This window comes from Bacillus salacetis (genome assembly GCF_049177075.1).
GTDB lineage: Bacteria > Bacillota > Bacilli > Bacillales > Bacillaceae_B > Rossellomorea > Rossellomorea salacetis_A.
Genome location: NZ_CP185377.1, coordinates 3260503 through 3274695 on the forward strand (window position 1 = coordinate 3260503; position 14193 = coordinate 3274695).

The following is a 14193-nucleotide window of genomic DNA, read 5'->3' on the forward strand; positions in this document are numbered from 1 at the left end:
GACCTCCTTTCCGGTTTAGGATGTGTATTCTTAGAAAAGAAGAACATCCCTAAATCAGAAGTTTTTGGCGTCCGGACGGTTATATCCGTATGCTTCAAAAAATTCTTCTCTAAAGTCCCCCAGACGATCTTCTCGAATCGCTTGTCTGACTTGCTCCATTAATTTTAACAGAAAATGAAGGTTATGATAAGTCGTAAGCCTGATTCCAAAGGATTCGTCACATTTAATCAAATGGCGGATGTAAGCTCTTGAATAATTACGGCATGTGTAGCAGTCACAATTTTCGTCGATCGGGCGGAAATCCCTTGCATATTTTGCATTCTTCACGACCAGGCGGCCTTTGCTCGTCATCAATGTGCCGTTCCTTGCAATACGTGTAGGGAGGACACAGTCAAACATGTCTATCCCTCTGATAGCCCCATCGATCAAAGCATCAGGCGAGCCTACACCCATTAAGTATCTAGGCTTGTTATCAGGAAGCAACGGAGTCGTAAACTCAAGCACCTTATTCATGACATCCTTCGGCTCTCCAACAGAGAGTCCTCCAACGGCGTACCCTGGGAAGTCAAGTGACACAAGATCTTTTGCACTTTGACGGCGAAGGTCTTCATATTCCCCGCCTTGGACAATGCCGAACAATCCTTGGTCCTGAGGGCGCTGATGCGCCTCAAGACAGCGTTCTGCCCATCTTGAAGTTCTTTCCACGGAGCGTTTCATATAATCCCGCTCTGCTGGGTAAGGAGGGCATTCATCAAATGCCATCATGATATCAGAACCCAAAGCATTCTGGATTTCCATCGCCTTTTCAGGGCTCAAGAACAATTTATCCCCATTGAGATGGTTACGGAAATGTACTCCTTCTTCTTCAATCTTGCGGAACTCACTAAGACTGAATACCTGGAAGCCGCCTGAATCAGTCAGGATTGCGCGGTCCCAGTTCATGAATTTATGAAGTCCGCCCGCTTCCCTTATAATTTCATGGCCGGGCCTGAGCCAGAGATGATAGGTATTGCTCAGGATAATACCCGCTTCCATGGCTTTCAGGTCTTCCGGTGACATCGTCTTAACAGTAGCCAAGGTACCGACTGGCATGAATACCGGGGTGTCAAAAGAGCCGTGGGGAGTATGGACCCTTCCCAAACGCGCTCCTGTTTGTTTACAAGTTTTGATATGTTCATAACGAATTGCAGTCAAATCGTCTATCTCCTTCCAATATTTACAGGATCAGCATGCTGTCGCCAAAGCTGAAAAACCTGTACTTTTCCTCTACAGCAGTATTGTATGCATTCAGGATAATCTCCCTGCTTGTAAAAGCACTGACAAGCATGATCAGGGTCGACTTCGGCAGATGAAAGTTGGTAACAAGCCCGTCAATTGCTTTAAATTCATAACCTGGATAGATGAAGATGTCTGTCCAGCCGTTTTCCTCAACGAATCTGCCGTCATGCCTGGAGGCAATCGTCTCCAAAGTCCTGGTAGACGTTGTACCCACAGTGATGATGCGGCCGCCGCTTTCTTTCACTTCATTCAGAAGGCGGGCAGTCCCTTCGGTAATCTGGTAAAATTCCGAATGCATATCATGCTCCTCAATACTGTCCACAGATACAGGACGGAATGTCCCGAGACCAACATGCAAAGTAATGAAAGCAACATGGACACCCTTAGCCCGGATTTCATCCAGAAGTTCCTCCGTAAAATGGAGTCCTGCTGTCGGTGCAGCTGCTGATCCCCTTTCACGTGCAAACACCGTTTGATAACGGTCCTGGTCTTCCAGCTTTTCACTGATATACGGTGGAAGAGGCATTTCCCCGAGTTCATCCAGTACTTCGTAGAAAATACCTTCATAGTGGAACTCCATGGTTCTGCCGCCCTGTTCCTTTTCCTCCGTGCATACAGCAGTCAGTTTTCCTTCACCAAAAGAGACTTTGGTTCCGACCTTTACTCGTTTAGCAGGTTTGACAAGGGTCTCCCACTTATCTCCTTCTTCCTGCTTCAAAAGCAGTACTTCAATTTTGGCACCTGTTTCTTCTTTTACACCAAACAAACGGGCAGGAAGGACACGTGTGTCGTTCAATACCAGACAATCTCCTTCTTTAAGGAAGCCCGTGATATCCTTAAATTTCTTATGCTGTAAACTTCCAGTCTCCCGGTCAATTGCCATCAGCCTGCTCTCGGAACGTTTTTCAAGAGGAGTCTGTGCAATTAATTCCTCTGGCAAGTGGAAATCAAAATCTTCAACCTTCAAAGCTCTCACCTTACTTTTATTTATTTGTGGCTATTTAAATCTTCCAATAACGTAAAAAATCAATGATAACACAACACTGACGATAATTGAGGTCATCAATGGAAAATAAAATGTTGAATTCTCTTTTTTTATGATGATATCACCAGGAAGCCTGCCAAGCTTTGTAAAGGCCATCAGAAAACCGATAATCAGCAGAACAGCCCCTGCAGCCATCATCAATTTTGGAAGCCCTGTCATGCGTTAGGAACCTCCAGCCCGAAATGTTCGTATACCATAGTGGTTACAACCCGTCCCCTTGGTGTACGCTGTAAGAATCCAATTTGGAGCAGATACGGCTCATATACGTCTTCTATCGTGTGGGACTCCTCGCCAATGCTTGCAGCTATGGTGTCCAGGCCGACCGGCCCTCCTTTAAATCTTTCAATGATTCCCTTTAATAACTTATGATCAATGTGATCAAGTCCCAATTTATCAACCTGAAGGAGTTCAAGGGCATGGCTTGCCAAATCAGTCGTGATTTCTCCGTTCCCTCTCACCTGCGCAAAATCCCTGACCCTCCGCAGCAGGCGGTTGGCAATTCGCGGAGTCCCCCTGGACCTTCTTGCCAGTTCAACTGATGCAAGCCCGTCGATTACCGTCCCTAAAATATCCGAAGTTCGAATCACTATTTCACGAAGCTGTTCCTCATTATAATACTCCAGCCTGCTCAATACTCCAAATCGGTCCCTCAATGGAGCTGAAAGGGCCCCTGCCCTTGTCGTAGCGCCGACCAAAGTAAAAGGAGGCAGGTCAAGCCGGACAGACCTGGCACTGGGTCCATTGCCAATGACGATATCAAGACAGAAATCCTCCATTGCCGGATACAGCACTTCCTCTATTGAACGAGGGAGACGGTGGATTTCATCAATAAAAAGGACATCTCCCGGCTCCAAAGAAGTCAAAATGGCTGCAAGATCCCCAGGCCGTTCAATTGCCGGTCCCGAGGTGGTCCTTAGATTGACTCCCATCTCATTGGCAATGACAGCTGCCAGCGTTGTCTTCCCAAGTCCCGGAGGCCCATATAAAAGGACATGGTCCAGCGTTTCCTGCCTCATCCTTGCTGCCTCGATGAAGATACTTAAATTATCCTTGACTTTATCTTGTCCAATATATTGGCTTAATGTTTGTGGTCTTAAAGAAAGCTCAAAGGAATGATCACTAGTCTCGGCTTCAGAAGATACAACTCTCTCTTCCAAATGCTCCGCCCCCTTTCTTGTTCATTATTTTAATAACAACTTCAAAGCATCCTTTATTAATTCATCAGTCGTTTTACCTTGCGACGAAAGCTTCGGCGTTACTTTTTTGATTTCCCTCTCAGAGTATCCAAGCGCCTTCAATGCAAGAGCAGCCTCTTCAACCAATTCATCATTTGATGATACCGGTTCCAGCTTACCTTCATTAAACAGGTTTGGAAAATAGTCCGGAACGACATCCTGCAGTTTGCCTTTCAAATCGAGGATCATCTGTCTAGCCGTCTTTTTTCCTACACCAGGAAACTTGGTAAGAAATTTTTCGTCTTCCCCTTCAATTGCTGAAATCACCTGTTCCGGGGCACCCGAAGCAAGGATTGCAAGAGCACCTTTGGGACCGATCCCTGAAACATTCAATAACTTTATGAATAACAATTTTTCTTCCATTGATAAAAATCCATACAAAGCCAAAATATCTTCTCTTACATGTTGATATGTATAGATGGTCGTATTTTGATTTTCATACTTTGAAAACAGGAATGGGTTGCTTGTGAAAATCTGATAACCTATACCTCCGTTTTCAAGCACAACATATTCCGGCCCTACTCTTTTTACTATTCCATTTATATATTCATACATTGATTGTCTTCTCTCCCTTAATCACTACATTGTACCATAAGAATAAGATTATCGGGGGATGTTCACCGAAGCACCCGCACCCGAAACACCTGTTCTTATTTTACCAAAAAAACAGGAGAAAGACACCGGTTGGTTGAATTAAACCTTGATTCTTTGTTAATTCATTCCAAACATGTTCCTTGCTTCAATCTTCTTTAGGATAATTAAACGGCTCATTCAAAAATATAGATTGTTTTTTTTTTAGGTGTTGTCACGAAAAGTGATTGGAGCGGAAGGTGCCGACCTCCTGCGGGACTAGCGGGACAGGTGAGACCCCGCAGGCGCAGCCGAGGAGGCTCACCGCCCGCCCCGCGGAGTCGTGCGCCTGTAGCGGAAATCAACAATATATTATAAAACAACATTTTTTACGAAAAGAGATTAAAAAAATAACCGGCCATGTTTAGCCGGTTTACTCAAAAGAAGCATTGTCATCATTATCAAGTGAATATGGCTGAAAGCTTTGGATTACCTGCTGATATCCCTGTTTTGATTTTACAGGGATGCCTCTGACAAGGTCTTCATGCTGTTTGCTTTCAAGCCTTTTAATATCAATCTGGAAAAAAGATTGAATGATCTCAGCCTGGCCCGGCTTCCCATTGAAAATGGAAAGTACACCGTCCTCTGAAATCCCGAAGTACCCATTTGACTTCAATAGTGGGGAAATATCATCTACCGACTGCCGGAAGACCACTTGTTCATCCGACATGTCCACAAGTTCCCACGCAGCATAGGCTGCCCAGAAGTCCTCCATTGACCAGATGGTTTCGGATCTGATTTCCTCGCTTATCTCTCCATCCAGATAAACCCGTTCCAAAATAACATCCACTGTATGGGCTGCAGGTTCAGGAGCAGCATCTGCCTGTTCCGCCGCCGGATTTTCTGCTGCTTCTTTTTGAATACTTCCATCATCATGGAAAAACGTAAAATAGAACGCACCAATAAGAAGCAATACCATAAACACGATTCGAATCTTAACCGTCATCGTGATCACCTCGAACTCTAATAGTTTAAACTCTTTACCTTGGCCGATATGCAAAGACATTTCTTCCATCACTACCAATAGCCTGACCATTTTTTAACAATCCTATCCCCCTAAAAAGGGATAATTTTCTACACGCACTCGGTAATGAAAGCAAAAAAAGCGAGGAATTTGCTTCCCCGCTTTATCCGTCACCTCTTATTGATCTGATGATATCGTGAATATCCATTTGGATCGCTTCACGAGGTCCGCCGTCACGCAAGTCGTTGTCAATATTCCTCAGGCGGCTGAACGTCCCTTCATCTGCTGCAACCGTAACTGTCCTTCCCTTTAAATAAGGCTTGACAGCACGCTCGATTTCCTTCTTTGTCTGTTCGAATCTGCTGTGGTCATCAAGGTCAACAGCAATCAATACATCCGTCCCATACGTCACGGACCTGACATCATTCACATTCTCGACTGCTGCTGTTACATCTCCGATTTTTTCAGCAAGGTCTCCTTCATAAGCCGTGTAATAGGACTGCCTTGCCTTTCTGGTGTTATCGTCAAGATGCCCATGATAATTTGCATCTCCATGACTGGCCCTTCCATCCTGCAGGAAGAAATTGCGATCATTCTCCGCCAATGGCTTGGAAGGATTTTGCGGGTTTCCATACTCGTCTTTTACTTGAAGGTATTGTCTCTTGCCTTCTCTGATGGCCTGCCCTTCCTGGCCGATCGAATGATCATACCATTCTGTAAGAGGGCCGTCCCTGTCATCGTTTTTGTCATTTCCATGTCCCTCGTTGGAGTAGAATCCCATTGGTTCATATTGGTTGTCATTTTGCCCGCCGGCAGCATTTTCAGCACCGTTACAGGCCCCCAGGAACATTGCAGATATTGGAATAAGCAAAAGCTTCTTATGCAATGAAGTCACCCTCTTCCGCATACTTTGAGCATTATTGCTCTTTGTTAGGTTGCGGAAAACTCTGAAGGATGATTCTGATTTATCGCCGCAAAAAGCTGGCGGCCGCTCCTGATTTTGGATTCTTATCAATTCAAGCTTTTTTGAATATCCCTGCAGCACACCATTCTTGCATGAAACTGATGAACCGTCAGAGCCATCAGGTAACTCCATACATTTTTTTGATAACCAGGTCCCTCCCGGAAGAATCGGTTCCATTCCCTGAAAACATCAGAAGGAAAAAGGAGGGCATATAAAAAGGTTCTGTTCCCCTTATAATCCGGGAAGGGATCATGTTTCCAAAGTTCTGCTAATGACCAGTTGATATATGGAAAGATCCGGTTTGCAAATTGGATATAATCAATTTCTGGAGGTCCCTCAGTAATCAAGTCCAAGTCGATTATGAACAGTTGATTGTTTTGATCACGTAAAAAGTTGTGATGGGCAACATCTCCATGGAGGATGCAATAATCATTGGAAAAGCCTTGTCGGATGAGCTGCTGAAGTGCTTTTTCACCATATTGAATATAAGTGTCAATGACCGCCGGCGGTACATATACACTCAATTTCTGCTTATTCCTGATAAACTCTTCCAGTCTCAAACCCCATTTATCGGTCAATTTCTGTTTCGGAAGGGCCGGGAATTTCCCCTTTGACAGTACTTTTCTGGAATATTGGTGAAATTCATTCAAAACGGAAAGTGCATTTTGTCTTTCATTTGGTGAAAGATAAGAGAAAATCCCATTAGTCTTGATCCATTCTGTCAAACCGGCAGTCTTTCCATCACATTCTAATTTGTCAGTCTCATGGATGGGGTGGTATCCAGGCACCTTTTTAAAGCCCTCCAAACGCAGGGCTTCTGTCACATTTTTCTGAAGCTGAAATTTATGTTTATTCGGATATAGTTTTAGAAACCAAAATTCCTGATCTGTATGGAGAAGCCACTTGTCTTTCTTTATTTCCTCAAGCCTGATGTCCTTGTCTCCCAATTTATTTTGTAAAAATAAAAGGAGACGATACTGAAAACCGTCTCCACCGCTGTCATTAATCTTCGAAATCATCATCAAAACGAGGCATGCCGAATGGTCCCGGGCCGTACATTCCTGGATATCCTGCTCCAGGCTGCATCATGCCCTGGCCGTAAGGAGACATCGGACCTGGACCATATGGAGTTCCAGGCATTCCGGCAGCTCCCATTCCCGGTCCATAATGGCCTATCGGTGCAGGACCGCCACAGCCGCAGCCTCCTTGCTGCATCGGTGCACCGTACATACCTGGTGACTCTTCCATCATAGCTCCCTGAACCTGCGGCATCTGTCCATAGGGATTGCCATAACCCGGCCCTGGATTGCCGTACCCGGCTGGAGAAGTCATTCCAGGATTTCCATAGCCCGGATTGCCGAATCCTGATCCCGGCATTACCGGTGATACTGGATAACAATTATCCGGTCCCATCATTCCTGGGCCCATTCCTGGTCCCATTCCTGGATATGGAGCCATTTGCGGCTGCATGCCTCCCATCGGCATCTGAGCAGTCGGGTAATCATCCTCATCCTGTACTCCTGCTACAGCAGAAGGTGAACCCATTGGTCCCATCATTGGATTACCCATTGGAGCCATTTGCTGCTGAGGCATATAAGGCATGAATGAAGAGGACTCTTCTTCGTATCCCATCGGCATCTGCTGCATGCCAGGCAGACCTTGCGGCATCATTGAGGCACCCTGTACCTGCCCCGCAGGTCCCATTGGATAACCGCCCTGCATCGGATAACCCCCTTGCATCGGGTAACCGCCTTGCATTGGATAGCCGCCTTGCATCGGCCCTAAACCGCTTCCAGGCATTACTGGTGATACTGGATAGCAATAATCCTGCATTGGCTGCTGCGGATAAGGCATTTGCATCTGCGGGCTCTCCGGACTTTCTTCATCCTGGATACCAGCAACTGCGTCCGGCATTTCCTGTGGTTTAGGCAATGTCGGGGCTTTTGGTACTTTCGGCATCTTTTGAGGTGCCTTTTCTGCTTCCGGAAGCACTTGAGGAGCCTTAGGCGTCTTCGGCATAACAGGTGCCTTCGGCGCTTTTGGCATTGCTTGCGGCTGCGTTTGCATTTGCATATTCGCCATATTCATCATGTAATAGTTGTTTATATCGATTTCCGGGATGACCGGCTGCGGCATCTTAGGCGTATATGGCTTCTTCGGCATTTCCTTGACAGGCATTTCCTTCTTTGGCTTGATGGCTTCCTTCTTAGGCTGCTGCACCGGCATGGCAGCCGGCTTTTGCTGTGCGAAAGGATGCTCTGCTTTCGGCATCTCCTTCATCGGCATTTCTTTCTTCGCTGCCATTTCCTTTTTAACCATCCCGCCTGATGTCGGAACTTTTATTTTCATACCAGGCATGATCATATCCGGATTTGACAGCTGGGCATTCATCTTTTTTAACTCTTCGAAATTCACGCCATATTTCTTGCTGATATTCCAAAGAGTATCTCCTTTTTGTACGATATGGATCTTCACTATTTATTCCCTCCTCAGGCATAAGTCTATATATCCTATGTCAATAAATAGGCAAAGTGATAATAATCTACACAAATACTTATGAATTTTTAAAAATAAATATACCTTTGCAGGTGAGAGTGCCTCAGCCTTTCACACTATGTTTTTTTACAGCAGGCCGCTTCCAGTTTTTTTATATCGGTGGTAGGATTCATTTATGCAGATGAAATGGAGTGAATGACATGCTTTCGAAAGCTGTATCTAAACTGGAGAATAAACAATATGAAGAAGCGAAAGTGTTATTAGAGACTCTTGTGAATGAGTCCCCGGAAGATCCGGAAATCAATTTTTACTGCGGGGCGGCAAATGATTCATTGGGCTTTGAAAAGCTTGCCATCCCTTACTACCGCCGCGCCTTGGAGAATGGCATTTCAGGTGAGTTGCGTGAAGCAGCCTATATACAATTAGGGAGCAGCTACAGGTGCATTGGTGAATATCAATTTGCCCGGGATGCTTTGGCTGAAGGATTGGATGAATTTCCCCATAATCCGGCTTTGAAGGTCTTTTATGCCTTGACTCTCTACAACATGGGGGAGCACAAAGAATCTTTTACACTTATGCTTAAGACTCTTGTCCCGGATTCTTCCAATGATTGGATCAAAAAATATGAAAGAGCCCTGGCATTTTATAGTGAGGATATTGATGAGGTTTGGAAGTAGCGGCTTTCATTAAAGGGAAGCTGTCTCGCTTCCATAAAACACGATCAGTCCAGGACTCGGCTGAGCTTCCGGACTGATCCTCTAAACATTATGCTCTTGCCAGCATTCGGTCCAGAGCAAGAACGGCATTATGTGCAACGTCTTCGTCTACTTTGATGATATTTTCAGGAGTATTATCTACGATGTTTTCCAAAGACCAAAGCAAATGAGGAAGATCAATGCGATTCATCGTTAAGCAAGGGCACATATGCGGGTTCAAGGAAATGATATGTTTATCTTTATGCTCGTTGATCAGCCTTTTAACCAGGTTCATTTCCGTTCCGATTGCCCAAGATGTTCCCGGTGCCGCATTTTTGATGGTTTCAATGATATATTTAGTTGAGCCATTATCGTCAGAGGCTTCCACTACCTCTCTGCGGCATTCCGGATGGACGATGATATTCATTTCCGGATACTGTTCCCTTACTTCAGCAATATTTTTAAGCGTGAAATTCTCATGTACGGAACAATGTCCCTTCCAAAGGATGACTTTAATCCGGTCTGCATCTCCATCGTATATCAGCTCATTTTTTATTGGATCCCAGACAGCCATGTCATTCAGGCTGATCCCCAGATCTGCTGCTGTATTTCTTCCAAGATGCTGGTCAGGAAGGAAAAGGATCCTTTCCTTCTGTTGAAGAGCCCATTCCACCATTTTATGAGCATTAGAGGAAGTCACGGTCGCTCCCCCATTCTTGCCTACGAATGATTTGATGGCTGCGGTGGAATTCACGTATGTGAGCGGAAGGATTGTATCCCCGAATTGGCTTTGAAGCAGTTCCCATGCCCTTTCCGTTTGATGGATATCCGCCATGTCAGCCATTGAACAGCCTGCTCTCATATCCGGAAGGATGACTTTTTGATTTTCTGTTGTAAGAATGTCAGCTGTTTCCGCCATGAAATGGACACCGCAAAAGACGATGAACTCCGCTTCACTGTTAGCCGCCGAAACTTGGGCAAGCTGAAGTGAATCCCCTGTGGTGTCAGCAAACTGGATGACTTCATCTTTTTGATAATGATGCCCGGGAATAAACAGTTTTGTCCCCAGTTGTGCTTTGATTTCCCTTACCCTCTCCTCCATCTCCTCAACGGACATGTTCTTGTATTTTTCAGGAAGTTCATACCTGTTTTTCGTTAACGTCTGTAAAATACTCACCATTGATTTCCCCTTTCATTATGCCCGTTGTTATTTCAACACTTTGGCACTTATATCAAGTCCTTTAGCGCTGTGTGTCAAGAATCCCAGCGATATATACTGGACACCCGATCTTGCATACTCAGCTACATTTTCCATCTGGATACCGCCTGATGCTTCCGTAGTGATATGGGCCGGTACCTCCTGGATCCATTCTTCAATTTCTTTTGGTGTCCGGTTATCAAACATGATGATATCTGCCCCGCTTTCAACGGCTTCAGCCAATCCTTCACGGGTTTCGATCTCTACCTCCACCTTGACTGTGTGCCCGAGCTTGGCCTTAACCTCTTCTATAGCTGTTGAAATTGAGCCTTTAAATGATATGTGATTGTCTTTTAACATGACCGCATCATACAAGCCATTGCGATGGTTGAACCCTCCGCCGCATCTCACAGCATATTTTTCAAGCATCCGGAGCCCTGGTGTTGTTTTACGTGTATCACAGATCCGTACTGGATAATCTTTTACCAGATCGACGACCGCCGCAGTCTGTGTCGCAATCCCGCTCATTCTCTGTACCAGGTTCAGTATCACCCGCTCTGCCTGAAGGAGATCGGCTGAAGGCCCGGCAATTTCCGCTATCAGCGTGCCAGGACCAATTCTATTGCCATCTTCAACGTGAACTTTCACATCGATATTTGGGTTCATAGTGTGGAACCCAGTGAGGATGATTTCCCCGCCGCAAAACACTCCCGCTTCTTTTGCAATAAAATGAAATCGACTTTGATCTTTTTCAGTGAATAAGGCTTGAGAGCTAAGGTCCCCATCTCCAAGGTCCTCAAGGAAAAACTGCTCAAGCATAGATTTTAGTTTTAACTTGTTCATCCAACCACGTCCTCATTTCTCCATCTTTAAATGCATGCACGATCCGCCTTTTCATCCAAAAAGAATCATTCTCTTCCGGGAAATCGTCCCTGATATGGCCTCCTCTGCTCTCAGTTCTTAAAAGTGCCGCCTTTGTCACAATCAAGCTGTTGATCCACATGAAATACTTTTGAATTTCGTTTGGTTGAAGAGTGTCCAATCTTTCATCATGCTGAAAGTCAATCGATTGCAGCCAGTTCAAATGGGCTTGAAGCTTGACTTCGTCTCTTATGATTCCTGCTGAATCCATCATTCGCGCTTGAAATTCTTTCACTTCAAAAGTGTTGATGGACCTTTTTACTTTGATATCCTTGTTAATCTCTGATTCTACTGATCTGTATTGGATAAGAAGGTTCTTTTGACTGTTTATCCATTGAGCCAGCCTTTTGCCATAAACGAGCCCTTCCAGCAGTGAATTGCTTGCAAGCCTGTTAGCACCATGGACACCGCTGCAGGCCACTTCACCTACCGCAAAAAGGCCTTCAATATTGGTCTTGCCCACAGAATCAATGACAACTCCGCCCATCATAAAATGGCAGCCCGGCGATACTGGAATTTTTCCGCGGGATAAATCAATACCGTTTTCTCTGCACATCGCTGAAATTGATGGAAATTTTTCCTCAAAGTTGTTTATTAGATTAATTGATAAATAGACTTCCTTTCCCATCTGCCTCTGCTTGAAAATCTCCTGTGCCACCACATGTCTTGGAGCCAGTTCTTTCAACGGGTGAATACCTTCCATGATTCGCTCACCAGTGTCATTCACTAACTGGGCTCCTTCTCCCCTGACCGCTTCTGATACCAGCCCTTTTGTCTTACCATCCACATAAAGAAGAGTAGGGTGAAACTGTATGAATTCTGCATCGGCTATATACGCCCCTGCCCTGAACGCCAAAGCCATCCCATCACCGGTGACGGTAGGATGATTGGAAGTGGAGGAATATAATCCGCCTGCCCCGCCTGCTGCCAGGACAACGCAGGGGGCCATATATGAATGTACCGTTCCTGAACGGTCCATCGTGTTAACGCCTGAGCATCTTCCATTGCTGTCCTGGATCAATTCAAACACCATCTCACCCTCAATCCAGGTGACAGCGTCTGTAAGGGTTTTCAATAAATGCTCAATTAAAAACCGGCCAGTCTCATCCCCGCCGCAGTGAAGGATCCGGCTGGCACTGTGGGCTCCTTCCATTCCCAAGCACAACGAACCGTCCCTGTTCCGGTCAAAAGGGGCCCCTTCCGTTACAAGTTTAAGGACGATCTCCCTGCCCTCTTTTACGAGGTCCATCACTTCATCTTCCAGATGGTGCCCTCTTCCTGCTTCTATCGTATCCTGAAAATGCTTCACTATATTGTCATCTTTGGCAACAGCGGCTGCAATGCCGCCTTGTGCCATATATGAGTTGCTTCCTCTTCTTTGTCCCTTTGTGATAATCATCACATTCAAATCCGGACTTAACTCCCGTGCGGTCTGCAGAGCTGCAAGCCCGCTTCCGACAATGATTACGTCTGCTTTTTTCACCTATGACCCCTCCACATATTTTACAGGTGTCTTGACACATATATTTACACATATTTAAACTAATGACAAGAGTTTTTTCTTCTCTGCTTTTATTTTGAAAATTCAAAAAGGGGAACTAATATATGAAATACTTTGATTACGCGGCTACTGCACCTATAGATAAAGATGTGCTGCAAGTCTATGTGGAAGCAGCAACTAACTTTTACGGAAATACCTCCAGTCTTCACGATATCGGGACAAAAGCAGGATACCTTCTCCAAGAATGCAGAATGACACTTGCTGACATCCTCGGGGTCCCTTCTGATGGGATTTACTTTACCTCCGGAGGAACCGAAGCCAACCACCTTGGCATACTTTCCCTGGCGTTGGAAAACAAACACCGGGGAAAGCATATTATCACAGGTGCTGCAGAACATTCATCAATCCATTCAGCCATGGGGTATTTAGAAAAACAGGGTTTTGAGATAACGAACCTGCCATTCAATGAAGAGGGATTGATTTCGTTAGATCACTTGGAAAAAGCCATCAGAAATGATACGATTCTTATTTCCATTGCCCATGTTAATGGAGAAATCGGCTCCATCCAAAGGGTTGAGGAAATCTCGACATTGATCAGGGAGAAACAGATTCTCCTTCATACGGATATGGTCCAGTCATTTGGTAAAATGAATGTAACAAGCGCTGCCAAACTTGTTGACAGCCTATCTGTCTCATCCCATAAAATATATGGGCCCAAAGGAGTCGGCGCGGTGTATATCCATCCCAAGCACGCGCCAAAATCCATCTTTCCCCATCAATCCCATGAAAGCGGGTTGAGAGGCGGTACCGTGAACACACCGGGTATAGCAGCGTTCGCCACTGCTGCCCAGCTTGCCTGCAACGACTATCAGCAAACAAAATACCAGGAACTCAGGGAATTGTTTGTTAATGGCCTGAAAACAAAGCTGGGAGACTCAGTAAGGATATTGGAGGCCCCTGCAGAGCAGCAGATGCCTCATGTCATCGGCTTATGCATAAAAGGGCTGCAGGGCCAGTGGGTCATGTTAGAATGTAATAGAAGAGGGTTTGGCATCTCTACAGGAAGCGCCTGCCAAACCGGTCATCAAACCATATCCAAAACAGTAAAAGCTCTGGGTCTTTCTGAAGAGGACGGAAAAGAGTTTATTCGAATTTCATTGGGAAAACATACAACGGAAGAGGATGTAACAGAGCTTCTGCAAGCTCTTGCTGATATTACGAAATCACATTACGGACAATAGCTTTCGGTTACAATTTGAGAGGGGA

At 45.3% G+C, this 14193-nt stretch carries 14 protein-coding genes; 2 read left to right on the forward strand and 12 right to left on the reverse strand.

Translation table 11 applies throughout. The features are described 5' to 3' along the window. Nucleotides 1-54: 54 nt before the first annotated feature. From tgt to safA, 9 genes are all read right to left on the reverse strand, one after another. A complete protein-coding gene (gene tgt, locus ACOJQI_RS17130; RefSeq protein ID WP_421380130.1) occupies nucleotides 55-1194 on the reverse strand; it encodes a tRNA guanosine(34) transglycosylase Tgt in 1140 nt (379 codons plus the stop codon). A gap of 22 nt (nucleotides 1195-1216) precedes the next feature. Then, on the reverse strand, nucleotides 1217-2245 hold the full coding sequence (gene queA / locus ACOJQI_RS17135) for a tRNA preQ1(34) S-adenosylmethionine ribosyltransferase-isomerase QueA (protein ID WP_421380132.1): 1029 nt from the start codon (nucleotides 2243-2245) through the stop codon (nucleotides 1217-1219). A 30-nt stretch (nucleotides 2246-2275) separates the two neighbouring features. Next, the gene (locus tag ACOJQI_RS17140) at nucleotides 2276-2482 is read right to left on the reverse strand and encodes a DUF2905 domain-containing protein (RefSeq protein WP_421380134.1); all 207 of its coding nucleotides are present in this window, start codon (nucleotides 2480-2482) and stop codon (nucleotides 2276-2278) included. Next, on the reverse strand, nucleotides 2479-3480 hold the full coding sequence (gene ruvB, locus ACOJQI_RS17145) for a Holliday junction branch migration DNA helicase RuvB (protein ID WP_421380136.1): 1002 nt from the start codon (nucleotides 3478-3480) through the stop codon (nucleotides 2479-2481). Before ruvB ends, ACOJQI_RS17140 begins: the two co-directional genes overlap by 4 nt. A gap of 24 nt (nucleotides 3481-3504) precedes the next feature. Continuing rightward, on the reverse strand, nucleotides 3505-4113 hold the full coding sequence (gene ruvA / locus ACOJQI_RS17150; protein ID WP_421380138.1) for a Holliday junction branch migration protein RuvA: 609 nt from the start codon (nucleotides 4111-4113) through the stop codon (nucleotides 3505-3507). A 448-nt stretch (nucleotides 4114-4561) separates the two neighbouring features. Continuing rightward, nucleotides 4562-5224 carry a BofC C-terminal domain-containing protein gene (locus ACOJQI_RS17155; RefSeq protein WP_421380140.1) on the reverse strand — a complete coding sequence of 221 codons (663 nt, stop codon included), beginning with the start codon at nucleotides 5222-5224 and terminating at the stop codon, nucleotides 4562-4564. A gap of 91 nt (nucleotides 5225-5315) precedes the next feature. Then, complete coding sequence (locus ACOJQI_RS17160) at nucleotides 5316-6038, reverse strand: YhcN/YlaJ family sporulation lipoprotein (protein WP_421380142.1); 723 nt, start codon at nucleotides 6036-6038, stop codon at nucleotides 5316-5318. A gap of 125 nt (nucleotides 6039-6163) precedes the next feature. Next, on the reverse strand, nucleotides 6164-7138 hold the full coding sequence (locus tag ACOJQI_RS17165; protein WP_421385499.1) for a phosphotransferase: 975 nt from the start codon (nucleotides 7136-7138) through the stop codon (nucleotides 6164-6166). Next, nucleotides 7119-8591 carry a SafA/ExsA family spore coat assembly protein gene (gene safA, locus ACOJQI_RS17170; protein ID WP_421380144.1) on the reverse strand — a complete coding sequence of 491 codons (1473 nt, stop codon included), beginning with the start codon at nucleotides 8589-8591 and terminating at the stop codon, nucleotides 7119-7121. Before safA ends, ACOJQI_RS17165 begins: the two co-directional genes overlap by 20 nt. A 221-nt stretch (nucleotides 8592-8812) precedes the next feature. On the opposite strand from safA, the gene ACOJQI_RS17175 reads away from it, so the two are divergent. After that, nucleotides 8813-9289, forward strand: coding sequence for a tetratricopeptide repeat protein (locus ACOJQI_RS17175; protein WP_421380146.1), 477 nt, complete (start codon nucleotides 8813-8815; stop codon nucleotides 9287-9289). An 88-nt stretch (nucleotides 9290-9377) separates the two neighbouring features. On the opposite strand, the gene nadA is transcribed toward ACOJQI_RS17175, so the two are convergent. From nadA to nadB, 3 genes are read right to left on the reverse strand one after another with little or no spacing between them, the layout of a single operon-like run. Next, entirely contained in the window at nucleotides 9378-10484 is a 1107-nt protein-coding gene (nadA, locus tag ACOJQI_RS17180) for a quinolinate synthase NadA (protein WP_421385500.1), read from the reverse strand. 30 nt (nucleotides 10485-10514) lie between these two features. Further along, nucleotides 10515-11348, reverse strand: coding sequence for a carboxylating nicotinate-nucleotide diphosphorylase (gene nadC, locus ACOJQI_RS17185; RefSeq protein WP_421380148.1), 834 nt, complete (start codon nucleotides 11346-11348; stop codon nucleotides 10515-10517). Continuing rightward, entirely contained in the window at nucleotides 11317-12909 is a 1593-nt protein-coding gene (gene nadB, locus ACOJQI_RS17190) for an L-aspartate oxidase (protein WP_421380150.1), read from the reverse strand. The genes nadC and nadB overlap by 32 nt, the downstream gene beginning before the upstream one ends. A gap of 122 nt (nucleotides 12910-13031) precedes the next feature. On the opposite strand from nadB, the gene ACOJQI_RS17195 reads away from it, so the two are divergent. Continuing rightward, entirely contained in the window at nucleotides 13032-14168 is a 1137-nt protein-coding gene (locus ACOJQI_RS17195; protein WP_421380152.1) for an IscS subfamily cysteine desulfurase, read from the forward strand. The last annotated feature ends 25 nt before the right edge of the window (nucleotides 14169-14193 follow it).